Origin of the sequence: Algoriphagus sp., assembly GCF_013373065.1 — a bacterium.
Classification (GTDB): Bacteria; Bacteroidota; Bacteroidia; order Cytophagales; family Cyclobacteriaceae; genus Algoriphagus.
The window spans coordinates 69242-87587 of record NZ_JABXIN010000007.1; the positions used below are offsets into that span (position 1 = coordinate 69242).

General features: G+C 41.1%; 13 protein-coding genes. 7 read left to right on the forward strand and 6 right to left on the reverse strand.

The window, feature by feature from the left end; all coding sequences use genetic code 11:
* Window positions 1-47 precede the first annotated feature (47 nt).
* A complete protein-coding gene (locus HWE15_RS05880; RefSeq protein ID WP_290506580.1) occupies window positions 48-1193 on the forward strand; it encodes a cystathionine gamma-synthase in 1146 nt (381 codons plus the stop codon).
* Here the strand turns inward: HWE15_RS05880 and HWE15_RS05885 are convergent, their stop codons facing one another.
* The 4 genes from HWE15_RS05885 to HWE15_RS05900 are packed head-to-tail and all read right to left on the reverse strand — an operon-like array spanning window position 1194 to window position 8927.
* Window positions 1194-2027: a hypothetical protein gene (locus HWE15_RS05885; protein WP_290506581.1), complete on the reverse strand. Its 834-nt coding sequence runs from the start codon at window positions 2025-2027 to the stop codon at window positions 1194-1196.
* 3 nt (window positions 2028-2030) lie between these two features.
* Window positions 2031-2981, reverse strand: a complete 951-nt coding sequence (locus HWE15_RS05890) for a Smr/MutS family protein (protein WP_290506582.1) — start codon at window positions 2979-2981, stop codon at window positions 2031-2033.
* On the reverse strand, window positions 2978-4276 hold the full coding sequence (locus HWE15_RS05895; protein WP_290506583.1) for a deoxyribodipyrimidine photo-lyase: 1299 nt from the start codon (window positions 4274-4276) through the stop codon (window positions 2978-2980). The genes HWE15_RS05890 and HWE15_RS05895 overlap by 4 nt, the downstream gene beginning before the upstream one ends.
* A gap of 46 nt (window positions 4277-4322) precedes the next feature.
* Window positions 4323-8927: a translocation/assembly module TamB domain-containing protein gene (locus tag HWE15_RS05900; RefSeq protein WP_290506584.1), complete on the reverse strand. Its 4605-nt coding sequence runs from the start codon at window positions 8925-8927 to the stop codon at window positions 4323-4325.
* On the opposite strand from HWE15_RS05900, the gene tsaD reads away from it, so the two are divergent.
* The 5 genes from tsaD to HWE15_RS05925 are packed head-to-tail and all read left to right on the forward strand — an operon-like array spanning window position 8927 to window position 12175.
* Entirely contained in the window at window positions 8927-9940 is a 1014-nt protein-coding gene (gene tsaD, locus HWE15_RS05905; protein WP_290506585.1) for a tRNA (adenosine(37)-N6)-threonylcarbamoyltransferase complex transferase subunit TsaD, read from the forward strand. The two genes, HWE15_RS05900 and tsaD, sit on opposite strands and share 1 nt — an antisense overlap.
* Before the next feature lies 1 nt (window position 9941).
* Window positions 9942-10409 (forward strand): SsrA-binding protein SmpB, encoded by a 468-nt coding sequence (gene smpB, locus HWE15_RS05910; protein ID WP_290506586.1) that lies wholly within the window; start codon window positions 9942-9944, stop codon window positions 10407-10409.
* Window positions 10372-11172 (forward strand): SH3 domain-containing protein, encoded by an 801-nt coding sequence (locus HWE15_RS05915; RefSeq protein WP_290506587.1) that lies wholly within the window; start codon window positions 10372-10374, stop codon window positions 11170-11172. The genes smpB and HWE15_RS05915 overlap by 38 nt, the downstream gene beginning before the upstream one ends.
* Window positions 11172-11684 (forward strand): HNH endonuclease, encoded by a 513-nt coding sequence (locus tag HWE15_RS05920; protein WP_290506588.1) that lies wholly within the window; start codon window positions 11172-11174, stop codon window positions 11682-11684. The genes HWE15_RS05915 and HWE15_RS05920 overlap by 1 nt, the downstream gene beginning before the upstream one ends.
* Window positions 11685-11725: 41 nt before the next feature.
* Window positions 11726-12175: a hypothetical protein gene (locus HWE15_RS05925; RefSeq protein ID WP_290506589.1), complete on the forward strand. Its 450-nt coding sequence runs from the start codon at window positions 11726-11728 to the stop codon at window positions 12173-12175.
* 16 nt (window positions 12176-12191) lie between these two features.
* Here the strand turns inward: HWE15_RS05925 and HWE15_RS05930 are convergent, their stop codons facing one another.
* Complete coding sequence (locus HWE15_RS05930) at window positions 12192-12794, reverse strand: ribonuclease HII (RefSeq protein ID WP_290506590.1); 603 nt, start codon at window positions 12792-12794, stop codon at window positions 12192-12194.
* Window positions 12766-15438, reverse strand: coding sequence for a glucosidase (locus tag HWE15_RS05935; protein WP_290506591.1), 2673 nt, complete (start codon window positions 15436-15438; stop codon window positions 12766-12768). Before HWE15_RS05935 ends, HWE15_RS05930 begins: the two co-directional genes overlap by 29 nt.
* Before the next feature lie 356 nt (window positions 15439-15794).
* On the opposite strand from HWE15_RS05935, the gene HWE15_RS05940 reads away from it, so the two are divergent.
* Window positions 15795-18269 carry a DPP IV N-terminal domain-containing protein gene (locus HWE15_RS05940; RefSeq protein ID WP_290506592.1) on the forward strand — a complete coding sequence of 825 codons (2475 nt, stop codon included), beginning with the start codon at window positions 15795-15797 and terminating at the stop codon, window positions 18267-18269.
* Window positions 18270-18346: the final 77 nt, after the last annotated feature.

Below are 18346 nucleotides of genomic sequence, written 5' to 3' on the forward strand. Positions count from 1 at the left end.
GCTCATTTGGATACACAAAAAAAGAATCTCTAAATACATAAAAATCTATGAAGTTCGGTACCAAAGCTATCCACGCAGGTGTAGAGCCAGATCCGAGTACAGGAGCGATTATGACTCCTATCTTTCAAACTTCTACCTACGTGCAACGTTCGCCTGGAGATCATCAGGGGTATGAATATTCAAGAACACACAATCCTACCCGGACAGCTCTTCAGCAAAACTTAGCAGCCTTAGAAAATGGAAAACACGGAATTTGTTTTTCATCAGGGTTGGGAGCGATTGATGCAGTGATGAAGCTTTTTCGTCCTGGTGATGAAATCATCAGCACCAATGATTTGTATGGTGGAACCTATCGCTTATTTACGAAGGTTTTTGAGCCTTTTGGAATCAAGTTTCATTTCGTACCCATGGCGGAAATGGACGCCATTGAGGACAAAATTAATCCCAATACCAAGTTGATTTGGGTGGAAACTCCTACGAATCCCATGATGAACATCATCGATATAGATGCCGTGGCTCAAGTGGCCAAAAAGCATGGAGTTCTTTTGGGAGTAGATAATACTTTTGCTTCTCCATTCTTGCAGAATCCGCTGGATTTAGGGGCGGATATCGTGATGCATTCCGTGACAAAATATTTAGGAGGACATTCTGATGTGGTCATGGGAGCCTTAATTGTGAACGATGATGAGCTGGCTCAGCGATTGGTTTTCTTACAAAATGCTTCAGGAGCCACTCCTGGACCTCAGGATTGTTTCTTGGTTTTAAGAGGAATCAAGACGCTTCATCTACGTATGGAGCGCCATTCTCAAAACGGAAAGACTATCGCGGCTTATTTGAAAAATCATCCTAAAGTGGATAAGGTTTACTGGCCAGGCTTTGAGGATCATCCGAATCATCAAATTGCCAAGAAGCAAATGCGTGATTTCGGAGGAATGATTTCCTTTACCTTGGTTGGTAACCGATTGGAGGATGCCGTGAAGGTGATGGAAAATTTCAAATTATTCTCGTTGGCAGAATCCTTGGGAGGAGTGGAGTCCCTATGTGGACACCCTGCTTCTATGACGCACGCTAGCATTCCAAAAGAAGAACGTGAAAAGGTGGGATTAGTAGATTCTCTGATCAGACTCAGTGTAGGTGTAGAGGATGCTGAAGATTTGAAAAATGATCTCGCACATGCCTTGGATATGATCTAATCAATCCAGAATCTTTTGATACAGAACCTGAGCCTGTTTTTCTACCAAGGAAGACAGGCTTTTCTTTTTAATCTGAAGGTCCTTTAGCCATTCCAGGTATTTTTTTGCAACCTCTTCTTTATCAGATAAGTATTGAGAAAGAGTTTGGAGTTCGAGGTGATTACTATACCATTTGGAAAGTGATCCCAGAAGTTGGCGCATTTCCTCGTGAATGCTTTCAACAAAGATGGGATTAAAGCCCAGGCTATGAAGAATACTTTCTAGATACAGGATTTTGATGAGCCCGGATTGCAGGTCCTTGCAAGCTTTACTATCCAAACCAATTTTCCAATCTACTTGGAAAAATTCTAGTTCCTCATGGACTAACTGATGGATAGCTGTACTGATGGCGATGGGCTTATGTCCGGCACTTCCTTTTTTTATCTGTTCTTGTAGCTTTTCCCATTTCGAGAGAGTGCCTCCAACTATCCGGTCAAAGGCTTCCGTATGCAAGCCTTTTTTATGTTCGGCTAGGAAAGCTCCATAGCTTCGATAGGTAAGATTTTTGTCGTTTTGTCGGTTGCGAAGGCCATTTTCAACGGTTTTTAACCGAATGATTTTTCGTAGATCTTTTTGAAGTAGCCTAAAATCCCTAAAAATCTGATTGGAAAGGCCTTCCTGTTCAAAATGGATTTTTCCAAGTAACTCCCCATATATTTCGAGGTATTCCAGCTTTTCATAGAGGGAAGCAGCCTTCTTGGATTTGATCTGCTTGCTCAATTCGAGAAATAGGCTTTTTGCCTCTAACAGGTTTTTCTCAAACACTTCAAAAATCCGGGAGACTTTGGTCTGCATGGTTTAAGTTATTCGAACAAGGGTGGCTCCATAGCCCCATTGATCTTTCTGCGTGTCTTGAAAGTACTGAATATTTGTCAATTGACTCAATCGCTTGTGAATTTCTTTACGAAGTACTCCATTTCCGATTCCATGGACAAATGTAATCTCGTGCATTCCTGAAGCAATAGCCTGATTGAGTGTTTTTTCAAAATGTTCCAATTGGATTCGTAGCATTTCTGAATTGCTCAGTTTTTCGGGATTGAAAACAAGTTCCTCAATATGAAGATCGATTCGAGTAGCAGGTTTTGGAACGGGTTCCAACGCAGGTTTCGGCTGAATTGATTCCAGTTCTTGGTTGAGTTTCTGGATATCCAACTCTTGCGTAGTTTGCTCTAAATGAAAACTATAGCCCCGTTTTCCAAGAATCGGTAGATCAGAAAGGTGCTTAAAAAATTGAGTGGGTTTGATTTTTAATTGCCGCTCAAAAGGATGCTTGGCGGTTTCTAATTTGTGTTGAATGGGGAGAAATCGGAGAAGAAAAGCCGGCCATTCATTCATCTCTTTGATGAGTCGATCATCGAACTTCTTCGCTTCACCAGGTCGAATTCTTTCCGCTAAAAGCGTCCGTTGATTTGTCCCAAAAACCTCTGAGATATGACTTAAGTATTCGCTTTTGCTATCATTGATCAGGTATAGACTTAGGTTTTGGTCATTGATCGGTACAAAGCCCAAATAAATTCCCTGATCTTTTGGTGCTGAAATAGGAAGGGGCATTTCTTCCTTTTCTGAAGAACTTTCCTTTTCTCCAAAATAGGTGGATTCAGCAGCATGAATAACGACAGCTTCTGATTTTAGGGCTGGAATAATAAATCCATCCTCTATTTCAACTTCGATTCTACCACTTGAAGAGATTTTCTTAATTATTCCTTCCTCTTTTCCATGAAGAAGTCTTACGCGATCACCGATATTCATGAATTCAATGCTTCTTTGTAGGTGTTAATGGCTCGTTGCCGTGCAAACTTATGATCTACAATGGGTTTTGGGTAAGAATCTGTTCCTAATTCCGGAACCCATTTTTTGATGTATTTCATGTCCTTGTCAAATTTTTCTGTCTGGGATTCGGGGTTAAATACCCGAAAATAGGGCTGGGCATCCGTTCCGGTTCCTGCAGCCCATTGCCAGCCACCATTATTCGATGCCAACTCAAAGTCCAGTAATTTTCTAGCAAAATACGCTTCTCCCCACCTCCAGTCAATTAGCAAATGCTTGGTCAGAAAGGAGGCAACGATCATCCGGACTCGATTATGCATATATCCAGTGGCATTCAATTCCCGCATACCCGCATCAACGATGGGATATCCTGTTTTTCCTTCACACCAGGCTTTGAATTCCTCTTCATTATTTCGCCATGGTATTTGATCATAGGCTGGTTTGAAAGCTCGATCTACTACTTGAGGATTATAAGCCAAAATGGTCATGTAAAATTCCCTCCAGATCAGTTCGTTTAAATAGGTGGCATTCAGCTTTGCAGCAAGTTTCGCCAATTTTCGAATGGAAATTGTACCGAAACGCAAATGGATACCCAAGCGACTCGTTCCTTTCTTTGCGGGATAGTTTCGGGTTTGGTCATATTGACGGATAATATCCTCATCAGTTTCCATAGGAGGAATTTCAATGGAGGATTTTTTAAATCCTACTTCTTCCAGAGAAGGGAGTGGAAGAGGTTTTGTAACATAGAGATTATTCCACTGAGGATTTTTCAATGGCTCTACATTTTGATTTTTAAAAGCATCCAGCCAGATTTTACTAAAAGGGGTAAATACTTTATAGAATTCACCTGATCCATTGAGGATTTCCCCTGGTTCAAAAATCATTTGATCTTTGAATGTAAAAAATTCTACTCCGTGATTATTCAATAAAGATGAAACTTGCTCATCCCGTTCTTTTGCATAGGGTTCATAATCCCGATTGGTATAGACAGCTTGGATTGAATATTCTTTCAAGAGTGATTGATAAACCTCCAAGGGCTTACCGATTCGAACAATCATCGAACTCCCTTTTTCCTCGAGCTGAGATTTGAGTTTGGTGATTTGGTCATGGATAAATCCAACGCGAGCATCATCTTCATCTTCCAGTTTTTCTAAAATATTCAAGTCGAATATGAAAAGGGGAAGTACATTTTTTTCCTGCTGAAGGGCGTAAAAAAGGCCTGAATTATCATCAAGTCTCAGGTCTCTTCTAAACCAAAAAAGGGTGATCTTTTCCATGGAATGTTTTTAAGAAGAAATAAAGAACCGGGATTAATTGTTTCGATTATTGATTCGGAATGTAGCGGTAATTGATGGATCGGTTGGAAATAGAATCCAGACGATTCTCGACGGGAGTTAAATCAATCTCTTGCCAATTTTCCTCATCATTGTATCTCAAGAAATAATCTGAGTCTTCCACTAGATTCGATTGTCGCTTTTTCCGGCGCGTTATTTTTTGGAAGAGTTCGGAAAAGGAATTAAATGAAACATTCTGCGAAAGAGCAACGCCATAAGTGGCCACATTTCTAGAAAGCGAAAGGGAGGTGAAAGTATTGAAATTGTTCCGATTGAATATCCTCACTCGGTAAACGCCATCATCAGTCAATAGGTATTCTGCCTGCCAATCACCAATGATTGCTGCGGCATCCGCTTGTCCGGTATTATCTGTGAATCCACCATCTCGAGATACTCGAAGTCGTCCATCCAAGAAGGTGTAGGCCACACTTAATTGAAATGTTTCGAGGGCACTTTGGTCCAAGGTGGCTAAGTCTACGTTGATTTCCAGGTTTTTATCCACCTGTCCCAAAAAGGAATTAAGTTGGGCAGAGAGAAGTTGTCCCAAACTATTAGACAGTGAGTTTACACCAGCGAATTGACCCTCTGGCGAAAATGAACGGGTCATGATAACGGAAAATACCTGTCGGTTCATTTCCTGCTCATCATTCGCAACCCGAGTCTGGAAGGAGGAAACTGCAGTTTGAACATCTCCGGTATTGGGGAATTGAGAGAAATCAAACCCAAATTCGATATCTGGGGACAGTAATTCTCCATTTAAATCCATGATGACCCCAACTGGATACCTGCGGTTCGCTACAGTATTATCTTGATTGGGATTGGTAGAGCTACTTGCTAATAATGGCTGAATGGATACAGATTCCTCATATTTTGCAGTTAGGTCCATAACCCCTTCATAGGGATCTCCAAACCAAGAAATACGGCCCCCAGGTTCAACTTTAAATTCTTTCTTTACTACGTTATAGAGGGAGAAATTGTAAGTTGCTTCGGTAACTTCATAGGTTCCATTAAGAGAGAAATTCCCTTGAGTATCAATATTCATGGTCAAAACCCCTTTTCCTCGCCCAGAAATCTTTTCTTGGGTTCGTGGGTCGATGACAATTTCTGCATAGGCATCTGGAGTTACATCCAAGACAAAATTCATTTGCACATTTTGAATGTCCAGTCGGTTAATTTCCTCACTCAAGCCCTGTACTGAAACGGTATCATAAATATTGATGAAGTGAATATAGTCTTCACTTACCTGCTCATCACTACTTGAAAGAGGGATGAAAATTCGAGTGTCGGGTTGGCTGGTGGCCCGGGCATCAATCACAAGATTGTTAGTAGATCCTGTGATATCGAGCGTGCCGGAAACATAGACATTTCCATAGAATACCTCATTGTCTTTGATGGTGGTATTCATTACTTGGAAATTGTTCATGCGGGCGCTGATATCTAATAAAATATCCTCAATTCCCTGATAGGTCAACCCTCCATTAAGGTTTGCTGTATTTCCCCGAACATCCTTTGCAACCAAGCGATCAAATCGGATTTCCCCAGGGGTAAACAAAATACTACCATCTAACTGATAAAGGGCATTTAAAAAATTCACTCGAACTCTTCCTTTATTGATTTTACCCTCTCCTTGTAAAATGGGATTGATGGGATCACCTTGCAATTGGATATTTCCCGAAATACTTCCCCCCATATCTGAGAGATAATTTGAGAGGAAAGGTTCAAACATGGCAAGTTCAGCATCTTCCAAATTCCCTTTCAAATCAAAATCGAAGTCATTGAGGCCCAATTGCCCTGAAAGGTCTATGGTTTTTTTGCCATTTAGCACATTTTCAATAGCAAGGTCCAAGGCATTTTCCTGAAGATTAGCCCTCATCAATAAGTCTCCGACGGGGATTTCATTTATTGCAAATCCGCCGATTGTAATTTCGGAGTTTAAAATAAGTTGATCGCTTGCACTGTAATAGGCTGTTACCAAGCCATTGATTGCTCCTTCATATTCCTGCGGAGCGAAGGTGTTCAGGATATTAGCATTGACATTCGTTAGAGTCAAATTCCATTTTTTGTCTGCCGAACTTCCCAAAACTCCTTCTGCTTTGATTTCTTGGTTTCCTGAGTGAAGTCGTAAATTTTCAAAAATAGTTGAATTGGGAAGGAGTCTGATTTGATTTTCGGGGTCAATTTCCCAACGATCTCCCAATACCTCTAGCTGAGAGGGGAGCATTTGAATCTTTGTTTCCTCGGCAGAAAATTGAGCTACAGCGTTAATTCGTGCCCTACTCTGAGTAGAATCTTGATCCAATGCAAAGTTAAGGTCCAAAGCTTCATTGTTCCAGATGGCCTCAAATCCCAAATTGCTAAAATCGAGTTTGCCACCTACGTTTTGCTGCTTAGAAAAAATGTAGAAAGAGGCTAATACTTTCGGACTGTTAATGATTTTTGATGTATTGAAATCTACATTGACGTCTCTAGCTTCATTTCCTTGAAATCGGATTGTATCAATACTGGTGAAAAAATTGAAAATGGTGTTTTCTGAGGTCTGATAGAAAGCACCTTCGATGAGTGTGTTTTTTGAAATATACAATTCAGGTTGGATGAGATCTAGAATTGGATTGATATTGATCAATCGGACATTCAAATCCAAATTATATGGGAGATTGAAATTCTGCTCTAGGTCAGCAATGGGAGGTGTTTCCTGAAATAGAATTGCCAGGTATTGTTCAAATAAAAGGGGTAAATCCCTACTCATTTGCTCCAACTGGAATTGCCCGGAAGCACCGGCTACGATATAGTCAGAATTAAGAGACATGGTACGGGTGCCGCCTGCGAAAAGTGACTGGAAGGCGAAATCCCCCACATCCAATACCCGGTCCTCAAAACCAACCATAATGTCCTTGAAACGCATGATTCCGCTGAGTTGGTCAATTTCAATTCCGCGGGTATCCATTTCCAAAACACCATGAACATAAGCTGTGGTGTCTATCAAGTTCAAAGCCTGAAGGTTTGCCGAATCGAGATCCAGCAACATGTTAATGGATTCTGAACCCTCTTTCAATTGAATAGACCCATTTCCAGTTAATATTAGGTTGGGATCATTGATAGATAGATTTCCTTCAAAAAGTTCCAACCCGTATTTGGCATCTGTACGGATATTCGTGTAGTTATATCCCAAGAGACCCAATTTTGAAATTGAAGCATTAAGATCTAAAAGCAAGTCTTCTGCATTGCTCCCTTGAATATCTACATTTCCATCTAATGAAATTTGCTGTAGGAGTTCGGGGTTGTCAGTAAGAATGCCAAGATTCAGATTTTGAACCTGAACTTTGGAAACAATTGAATTGAAGTCTCCTTTTTTATCAAAGTTTACCCGGCCGATAAGGTTACCAATGGATGTTTTGAAATCCCCATTGGTAGTAAAACGATTTAAAAGACCAGCAAAGTCTGCGCTCAATCGGATGGTCCCGAGTTTATTTACCTGTTTCCCAACCTCAGGATCTAAATAAGGACTCAGGTCCTTTGTTTGGATGGTGGTATTTTTGAGAGAAAGGTTGATATAGGTGTTTTCTACGTCCGGTAATCCATCCAAATAGAAAGCTCCAAAAATCTCAGTCTTTTTTCCAATTCGTAGGAGGAATTCGTCTGATTTGATTTCTGAAATAGTCCCCGAAACCTCCCCGCTTAAGATAATTTGATCCTTAATATTAGGAAGTGTAGGAGCGAAAAAATTAAGGTCTCCCAGTCCCAAGATCGTTTCTTCCATACGGGCCTGGATCGTAACATCCGTTACGAAATTGGAAAAGGAAGCTGGTGAATCATATTCAAATCTCAAGTAATCACGAATGTGGCTTTCATTGCTTACCAGTTTCAATTGCTCAAATTCCATGAATTGGGGAGCGAAGGTGAAATTGGTTTTGAACTCTTTGATGTTTAGACCTGATGCAATTTCATTCCCTGAAAGATGTCCAATATTCAATTTGACTACCCCATTTTGGATTGCAAACTCAGAGGCTGATAGTTGGATGTCCGAAAATTGCATCCGATTATAATCCAAGCCCTCTGTAATTAACTCCGAATTCGAGTTAATCAATGTAAACTTTGAGTTTCGAAAGTCGATCTGATCGATCGAGAATTTTCCTCCTCCCGATCCACCACCAGAGCCAAATGCCTCACTTAATTCAGTCACCCATTGGTTAATATTCATGATGGAATCACCTTCATGGGTAATCAGCTGGACTGTTGCTTCCTCAATTCGAATCTGGTCCAGGGTAGGGTTTCCAGCGGAAAGAAGGGAGCTAAGTTCAAAGTCCACAAAGGCCTCTTTTGCCCCAAGCATAAGACTGTCTCTGGAGTCCCTAATTTCGAAATTTTGAATCGTCAAAGCATCCCACCAAGTGAGTTGAATTCGATCTATGGAAGTGTGGAAATTCGTACGATCGTTAAGATAGCCTGCTACGCGATCAACGAGCCAGTTTTGTATAGTCGTGAACTGAACTAAGGCAGCAATCAATAAAATCAGGAGGGAAAAGTATAAAATTACCCTTAGAAATACCCGGAAGGTCTTGTGTAAAAAATCCGTAACTTTCGGCTTCTTTTCCAATGGGTACTAAGGATATTTATATATTGGCAATTGAGTCTTCGTGTGACGAAACTTCGGCCTCTGTCATCTTTAATGGCAAAGTACTTAATAATATTGTCGCCACACAATCTGTCCACGAAAAATATGGTGGTGTTGTTCCGGAGTTAGCTTCTCGAGCCCATCAGGAAAACATTGTTCCGGTAGTTCAAGAGGCACTTTTGTCGGCAGGTGTTTCAAAAAGTCAACTCTCCGCTATTGCCTTTACGCGCGGTCCTGGACTGATGGGGGCCTTATTAGTGGGAGTGAGTTTTGCCAAAGCTTTAGCGCAGGCCCTAGGCATTCCTTTAATCGAGGTCAATCACATGCAAGCCCATGTTTTGGCTCATTTTATCGAGGATCCCAAACCTTCATTTCCCTTCCTTTGCCTTACGGTGAGTGGAGGACATACTCAATTGGTTTTGGTGAAGGATTTTTTGGAAATGGAAGTGATTGGAGAGACTCGGGATGATGCAGTGGGGGAAGCGTTTGATAAGACTGCTAAATTGCTGGGGTTAACTTACCCTGGGGGGCCTTTGATTGATCGCTATGCCCAAAAAGGAAATCCCCGAGCTTTTGATTTTCCTGTGACACGGATGCCAGGATTGGATTTTTCATTTAGCGGGATAAAAACAGCTGTACTGTATTTTCTTCAAGATAAAATGAAGGAAAACCCGAACTTTATTCAAGAAAATCTTGCTGATCTATGTGCGAGTATTCAGTACACGTTAATTGAGATGCTTCGGATCAAACTAGAAGAGGCTTCCAAAAAACTACAGATCAAAGAAATTGCGATCGCGGGGGGTGTATCTGCCAATTCAGGCCTGAGGTCGACTTTGACTCAAATAGCTGCCAAAAAAGGTTGGAACCTTTATATTCCCAAATTTGAATATTGTACTGATAATGCGGGTATGATCGCGATTGCGGCTCATTTTAAATATCTGAAAGGAGAATTTTCATCATTGGATGTGACTCCATTAGCCAAAATGAAAATCTGATATGGCTGAAAAAAAGAAATTCGATAAAATCATTAACATCAAGAATAAGAAAGCCAGTTTCCAATTTGAGTTTTTGGAAACATACGTGGCTGGTATTGTATTGAAAGGTACCGAAATCAAATCCTTGCGGGAAGGAAAGGTTTCGTTGACAGAATCTTTCTGCATTTTTTTAGATGATGAATTATTTGTGCGCCAAATGCATATAGCTCCTTATTCCATGGCGGCAAGCTATAATCATGAGGCCGTAAGAGATCGAAAATTACTTTTAAGCAAAAAAGAATTGGAAAAACTCCAGACGAAGTCTCAAGAAAAAGGTCTCACTATCATTCCTGTTCGTATATTTATCAATGACCGAGGACTCGCCAAAATGGAGATTGCCCTAGGTCGTGGGAAAAAAATACACGACAAACGTCAGGATTTGAAGGAAAAAGATGCCAAAAGAGAACTTCAGCGAATGGCCCTTAAGTAATGCGTATGGAATTTGCAGGCAGACGATCTTGCCTGTTTACAAAAAGCCTTCTCGGGATTCTGCTCTATTGACTCAACTGCTTTTTGGAGAATGTTACCAAGTTTTAGCAGTTTCACAAGACCGCCAGTGGTACCGGATTTTTCATGAGGATAGCCGGATGGGGGGATGGATTTCATCCAAATCCCTGAAAGAAATCCAACAACAAGATTACCTCAATTTTCTAAGTCAGGATTTTCAGGTGGTGACAAGTCCAATCGCCGCCATAGAATACCAAGGAACCAACCTATACCTTCTTCCGGGAAGTCGCCTGCATTTCTCGGAATTGGAATTGTTCAACTGGCAGGATACGATTGGGTTCACAGGATCAAGTCGAAGCCATGCCCATCGTGCCGATCGGGATGAATTGATCGAAATAGCGCTACGATACGTCAATGCCCCTTGGCAACCTGGAGGAAGGAGTATTTTTGGATTGGATGAGGTGCTGGGGTTTGCCTTAATTTATACTATTGGGGGCTACACATGGCATGCAGCGGCTTTACCTGGCAGGATTTTGCCTTTCAATCATGCCATGCCTGGAGATTTGTTTATTTTTCATGATGAACTGAAGCGAACCGATCACTTTGCGATTTATTTGGGGCTAGAAGAAGTGCTGTGGATGGATCACAAAATGCGGGTTTCAGATTTGGACGAATGGCAAGATCATCTAGCAAACAATCGAACTGAACAAGTCGTTTTGGAAGCTAGGTCAGTATTTGGATTGTGATGGAAAAACGTGTGCTTGTATTGAACCTGGATCATTCTCCGGTAGCAGTGGTATCGGTGCAAAAGGCTATTGTACTCACACTTTTGGAAAAAGCGACCGTTCTTACCGCCTATGAGTTTTTACAGATTCGAACCATTCGTCAAACCTTTGATTATCCGGCTGTCATTCGGCTTAATCAATACAAAAATATTCCCTATCGGGGAGTCCTGTTGAATCGTAACAATCTGTTTCGTCGGGACAATGGCGAATGTCAATATTGTGGTTCAAAACGTCATTTGACGGTGGATCATGTGCTTCCTCGCTCTAAAGGAGGAAAGACTTCTTGGACAAATTTGGTCACGGCTTGTAATCGCTGCAATGTAAATAAGGGGGATAAAACTCCAGAAGAGGCTGGAATGCCCTTAAAATCAAATCCATTTAAACCTACTTTGACATATTTTTTAGCAGATTATGCAGAGCGGCATGCGTCAGAGTGGCTCCCCTTTTTGAATATAAAAATCACTCAGTCCTGATTTCTTCTAATTTTGGCAGAAAAATTGCCCCTCTTTTCATTATGAGAATTCGAATTTTAACCCTGCTGATTTTTTCTTTTTTTGAAATTTCCAGTTCACTTCAAGCGCAACAATTATTTGGCAAATGGCAATTGGTATACTTTGATGGGATTGATCAGATTCGGAATTCCGCACAATTTCGAGAGGCCACTCCAGCAGCACGTTCTAATATGGAATACCGGATAAAAAACCGGCTGGAAAATACCGTTTACGAATTCCTTCCTGAAGATTCATTGAAATACACCGATATGGTAAATCAGGAATTGGTGTTACGAAAGGCAACCTTCGAAGTAGATGAAAACAGGGTCTTACTTATTAAGCATGAGGATATGGTTCGAAGAGCTCAAATTGTAGAGTTAACTGAAAACAAACTCATTCTTCAACCGATCACTCAATCAGGAATGTTGGGTAGATTGATTTTTGAACCTTATATAGAACCGGAGGAAGACTAATTTTTTTAAAATAAGCTCACAAGTCTAGTTTTAATTGCTCAGGAAGTAATTTAAAACTACTTCTGTGCCAGGGTGTTGCTCCATGTTTTACGATGCCCGCTCGGTGAGTTTTGGTAGGGTAGCCAGCATTTGATTCCCAGCCAAAAAAGGGATATTCCTCAGCGAGTTTTTCCATGAATCGGTCACGGTGCACCTTGGCTAAAATTGAGGCAGCAGCAATGCTTGTAAATTTGCCATCCCCTTTAATTACACAGGTAAAGGGTAGGTCTGAATCAGATTTCCAACGATTCCCGTCAATGAGAAGATGTTCAGGTTGAGTTTGAAGCGCTAAAATCGCTCTTTTCATTGCCAAAAAAGAGGCATTTAAAATATTGATTTGATCTATTTCTGCCACAGTAGCCTCTCCTAATGCCCAGGCAATGGAGGCATTCTTGATTTCTTCAACCAATTCTTCCCGCTGGGATTTGCTTAGTTTTTTGGAATCATTGATCCATTGATTTTCATATGAATTTGGTAAGATAACTGCAGCGGCAACCACCGGACCCGCGAGACATCCGCGTCCTACTTCATCACATCCTGCTTCCAGTCGATTAGCTTCTAAATAGGGTAGAAGTGGCATGTGCTTCAGGTCTTTGCTCTTTGTAAAACTTATGAATCATCTCTGCTACTAAGCCCGTCCAACCTGTTTGATGGGAAGCGCCAAGTCCTTTCCCACTATCTCCATGAAAATACTCGTAAAACAGGATGTAGTCCTTGAAGTGAGGGTCTTTCTGGAATTTTTCATCCGCTCCAAATACAGGCCGGTTGCCATTATGATCTCGCATGAAAATTTTCATACAACGTAAAGAAAGCTCCTTTGCCACCATATCCATAGTAAGGTAGTTTCCCGAACCGGTTGGATATTCAATGGAAAAGTCTCCTCCGTAATAGAAATTAAATTTTTTCAGGGATTCGATAATGAGATAATTAATCGGAAACCAGATTGGACCTCGCCAATTGGAATTTCCACCAAACATTCGGGTATCAGATTCCCCTGGAGTATAGCGAATCGAATAGGTGTCTCCGTTCATTTTCAGAGCATAGGGATGATTCAAATGAAATTTAGAAAGGGATCGAATTCCAAAATCACTCAAAAATTCATCTGAATCCAGCATTTTATGAAGGACACTTCGCATTCGATGTCCACGGAGGAGGGAAAATAATCGGCGCTTTTCTTTTCCCGGATGAATCCAACTGGATACTAGCGCAGCCAGTTTAGGTTTTTCCTTCATGAAAAAGTCCAGGCGTTTTTTGAATTCCGGTAGACTATCAAATAATTCCTCTCGAATAGGCTCAACCGCAAATAATGGAATCAGTCCCACAATAGAACGAACTCGAAGTTTTTTAGCCTCCTTTCCTTTGAAATGAAAGATGTCATAAAAAAACTGATCGTCCTCATCCCATAGGGAAATATGATCACGGGAAATATTATTCATGGCTCCCGCGATGTAAAGAAAATGCTCTAAAAACTTGGTAGCTGTAAACTGGTAAACCTTGTTAAACTCACATAAATCCAAGGAAATACGAAGCATGTTCAAGGAAAACATCGCCATCCAGGAGGTGCCATCCGCTTGCTCCAGTTTTCCCTGGTAATATTCCGCTGCTGATCGATCAAAGATTGAAATATTATCCAGCCCCAAGAATCCTCCCTCAAAAATATTATTTCCCTCACTGTCTTTTCGGTTGACCCACCAAGTAAAGTTGAGCATCAACTTGTGCATGGCGCGTTCCAAAAACTCTTGATCTCCTATGCCATTATTTGCCTTTTTATCAATTTGGTATACCCGCTGAACCGCATAAGCATGCACTGGTGGATTAACATCGGAGAAGTTCCACTCGTAGGCTGGAATCTGTCCATTCGGATGCATATACCACTCACTGAGAAGTAATAGGAGTTGTTGCTTCGCAAATTCTGGATCAACCCGAGCAATGGGAATACAATGAAATGCCAAATCCCAAGCAGCATACCAAGGGTATTCCCACTTGTCAGGCATGGAAATGATATCATAGTTTTGGAGGTGGCGCCATTGATGATTTCTCCCTTTTTTACGTTCTACCGGTGGTACATAGCGTCCCGGATCTCCTTCTAGCCAACGTTCTACATCGTAGTAATAGAACTGCTTAGACCACATCATTCCTGCAAATGCTTGCCGCTGAATCATTTTAAGGTCGGGATCTGTTACCCGATGCTGCAAATGATTGTAAAACTCATCCGCTTCTCTTTTTCTAGCATTTAGACATTCGTCGCAGATATGGAGAGGATGGTCTTCTAACTGATGCTGCAAACGAAGCTTTACTTCCACACTTTCTCCTGCAGGAATATCAAATTTGAAGATCGCTGCTGCTTTTGTGCCTGTAAATTTTGGATTCAGCTTGGACGAATCTCCATGGACTACATAGTCATTGATGCCGTCTTTGGGATATTTTTTCTCATTATGGATGCCGTATAATCGCTCCCGATTGGTTTCATTATCACAAAATCGAATATCAGGATTCCCATTGAAAGTAATAGAGTAATTACCCGATTTGGGATTGAAGGCCTTGATGCAATTTGAACGAACAAGGTTCAGTTTTGGCATAAAAGGCTCATGCCCTGTAAACCAAGTTTTTCGAAACCAAAGGGTAGGCATTACCCAAATGGGAGCAGATTCTGGTCCTCGATTGTGAATGGTTACTTTGGCGACAATGTCCTCAGCATCATTTTTGGCGTATTCAATGAAAATATCAAAATAGCGATCCTCCTTAAAAACACCGGTATCCATCAATTCATACTCCGGATCGGTCTTTTGTCTTTTTTGATTTTCAAGAAGTAATTTTTGATAGGGGAATTCAGCCTGAGGATACTTATAGAGCATCTTCATATAGGAATGAGTAGGGGTGGAATCCAGGTAATAATAGATTTCCTTGACATCCTCTCCGTGGTTCCCTTGGTTCCCCGTCAACCCAAAAAGTCGCTCTTTGATAAATGGATCTTTTCCATTCCAAAATGCCCAGGCGAGGCAAAGCTTTTGTTTGTGATCAGAAATTCCACCAATCCCTTCCTCGCCCCAGCGATAGGCCTTACTTCTGGCTTCATCATGGGTTACATTTTCCCAAGCGGCTCCATCGGAACTGTAATCTTCCCTGACTGTCCCCCATTGTCTTTCCGTCAAATAGGGACCCCATTTTTTCCAATGTTTTTTAAATTCTCGATCCTCTTGTAATCGTATATGTTCAGCTAACATGTAGGTTCTTCTTGAGCAGTGCCGAAATTAGACTTTTTCAATCACTTAAGCTCAAAAATAGGAAAGCTGTTTTAGTATTTTACCAATTAGAAAGAGGGGGATAGAGGATAATGGTTTTATTCAAATTCAAAACATTCAATAATAATGGCTGATTCAGGAGTGCCATATGTGAGCTTGTCTAATAATTTGTGTCATTTTTCTCCCCAATTCCAAAGAGCTGAGTTTGGTTGAAAGCGTGTAAAGTTTTTAAGGATGAAAAAATATTCTAATAATATCTTATCAAATTTTATTTCAGCGGTTAAGCTCGGAAAGGTCATGTTGTATAGTTTCGTTGCGAAATAAAACTCAATAAAAATATGCAACGAATACTCTTGGTTTTTGGGCTCTTTTTATCAGCTCAACTAGGTTGGGCACAAGAGCCGATTTATAAAGGGAATTACGAATTAGCGGCTAGGTTTTCACCAGATAAGCTGGAGAAAATGATTTTTTCTACCTCGGTGAATCCGCATTGGATGAAAAAATCCGAGCGTTTTTGGTATGAATACGAAACTTCAGATGGCAAGCGATGGTATGTTGTTGATCCTGTTCGAAGAACCAAAACTGAATTATTTGATCGAGATAAATTAGCTGCCGAAATCACCAAAGTTGTCAAGGATCCATTCGATGGTCAGCATTTGAAATTGGATGATTTGAAATTGATGGATGATGAAAATACACTTCGATTTAAAGTAAAAAGCACAGCTGATGTCTTGAAGTCCGATTGGGCAGAAATCAAGGAAAAGAATAAAAACGCCAAAGACTCACTTGAGAAGAAAGTTCATACCTTCCTTTACTCCATTTCGACTCAACAATTAACTGAAATAGAAACTGAAAAGGATCCCAAGCGTCTTTCTTGGGCCAATATTGCTCCTGATTCTTCAAAAGTAATCTATGCTAAGAATTTCAACCTTTATTGGATGGATAAGGAAAACTTCCTAAAAGCAGTGAAGGATGAAAAGGACTCTACGATTGTTGAAAATCAATTGACCACTGATGGGGAAAAGGACTATGAATATGGCTGGGGTGGCCGAGGTGATGATAATGTGGAGGAAGAAAAGAAAAAGAATGACCGTAAACGAGTAGGAGTGCTTTGGAGTGCGGACTCCAAGCAGTTTGTGATGACCCGTACCGATCAGCGTAAAGTGAAGGATCTTTGGGTGATTCACAATACACGTGATCCTCGTCCAACTTTGGAAACTTACAAATATGCTATGCCAGGTGAAAAAGAACAGCCTCAAACGGAGCTGTTGCATTTTTCCTTCGAAAGCATGGAGTTGAAGAAACTTCCGATTTCAACTTTCAAAGATCAAACTGTGAGTTTGTGGTCTACTACGCCTGCAGCTAATACGCGCGATGATGATTTCCGACCGGCTACTTGGCTGGGTGATTTGGATGAGTTCTATTTTGCAATTACCAGCAGAGATTTAAAGCGAGTGGATGTTTGCCGATGGAATCTTTCTACCAATGAAAAAGAAGTTGTCATTGAAGAGCGCAGCAATACCTACATTGATTTCAATAAGCTGGAGCTAGTGGGTAATGACCTGATTTGGTGGTCTGAGCGTGATGGATGGGCTCACCTTTATCTTTATGGTAAGGATGGAACTATGAAACGTCAATTGACTTCCGGTCCTTTCCACGTGGGAGGTGTTGCCAGAGTCGATGAGCGGAATCGAAAAGTCTATTTTGTTGCGAATGGAAGAGAAAAAGGAGAAGATCCCTACTACGAGCATTTGTACAGTGTAAGTTTAGATGGCGGAGCCATCAGCCTGCTTAATCCAGGAAACTTCACGCATGATATTGACATGAATGACCAAGCTTCTTTCTTTGTCAATAATTTCTCCAGGGTAAATACCACGCCTGTTTCAGTGTTAATGGACCGTAATGGAAACAAGGTGATGGACCTAGAAACTGCTGATTTGAGCCAGCTTTTTGCAGCAGGTTATCAATTCCCGGAGCCATTCAAATTTAAGGCAGACGATGGAATCACGGATCTCTACGGCGTGATGTATAAGCCTTTTGATTTTGACTCAACTCGGAAATATCCATTAATCCAGTACGTATATCCTGGTCCTCAGACCGAAGCAGTTAACAAATCTTTTGGTAGAGGTATGGATAGAACGGATCGATTGGCGCAATTTGGTTTTGTGGTAGTGACCTTAGGTAACCGAGGCGGCCATCCAGCTCGCTCCAAATGGTATCACAATTATGGTTATGGAAATCTACGTGATTATGGATTGGCAGATAAAAAAGCTGCTGTTGAGCAACTAGTGGACCGATACTCTTTTATTGACCGAAACAAAGTGGGGATCCATGGACATTCCGGAGGTGGTTTTATGTCTACTGCGGCGATGCTTGTTTATCCGGATGTTTTTAAAGTGGCTGTTTCTTCAGCAGGTAACCATGAAAACAATATCTACAACCGTTGGTGGTCTGAAAAGCATCATGGCGTATTGGAGCGAGTAACTCCAAAAGGAGATACTACCTTCATTTATAGCATTGAGAAGAATCCTGATTTAGCAAAAAACCTGAAGGGTCATCTGATGTTGTCAACAGGTGATGTCGATAACAATGTTCACCCAGCAGGAACAATTCGAATGGCTGAGGCCCTCATCAAGGCTGGAAAACGATTTGAATTTGTGATTATGCCAGGTCAGCGACACGGGTATGGAAATATGCGCGAATACTTCTTCTGGAAAATGGGAGATTACTTTGTGCGGCATCTATTGGGTGATAATACTCCTCCTCCTGTTGATATGATCGAGATGCAGCGGGAAAAGCCAAAAGATAAGTGATGAATTAATAATCAAAGCCCAATTTGATCTTCAAATTGGGCTTTTGTTTGGGTGATTTTACTCAGGTTTTTGGATAA

Coding starts and splice junctions, on each gene's coding strand:
- HWE15_RS05880 (WP_290506580.1), top strand. CDS start 48: ATGAAGTTCGGTACCAAAGCTATCCACGCAGGTGTAGAGCCAGATCCG.
- HWE15_RS05885 (WP_290506581.1), bottom strand. CDS start 2,027: ATGCAGACCAAAGTCTCCCGGATTTTTGAAGTGTTTGAGAAAAACCTG.
- HWE15_RS05890 (WP_290506582.1), bottom strand. CDS start 2,981: ATGAATATCGGTGATCGCGTAAGACTTCTTCATGGAAAAGAGGAAGGA.
- HWE15_RS05895 (WP_290506583.1), bottom strand. CDS start 4,276: ATGGAAAAGATCACCCTTTTTTGGTTTAGAAGAGACCTGAGACTTGAT.
- tsaD (WP_290506585.1), top strand. CDS start 8,927: ATGGGTACTAAGGATATTTATATATTGGCAATTGAGTCTTCGTGTGAC.
- smpB (WP_290506586.1), top strand. CDS start 9,942: ATGGCTGAAAAAAAGAAATTCGATAAAATCATTAACATCAAGAATAAG.
- HWE15_RS05915 (WP_290506587.1), top strand. CDS start 10,372: ATGCCAAAAGAGAACTTCAGCGAATGGCCCTTAAGTAATGCGTATGGA.
- HWE15_RS05920 (WP_290506588.1), top strand. CDS start 11,172: ATGGAAAAACGTGTGCTTGTATTGAACCTGGATCATTCTCCGGTAGCA.
- HWE15_RS05925 (WP_290506589.1), top strand. CDS start 11,726: ATGAGAATTCGAATTTTAACCCTGCTGATTTTTTCTTTTTTTGAAATT.
- HWE15_RS05930 (WP_290506590.1), bottom strand. CDS start 12,794: ATGCCACTTCTACCCTATTTAGAAGCTAATCGACTGGAAGCAGGATGT.
- HWE15_RS05935 (WP_290506591.1), bottom strand. CDS start 15,438: ATGTTAGCTGAACATATACGATTACAAGAGGATCGAGAATTTAAAAAA.
- HWE15_RS05940 (WP_290506592.1), top strand. CDS start 15,795: ATGCAACGAATACTCTTGGTTTTTGGGCTCTTTTTATCAGCTCAACTA.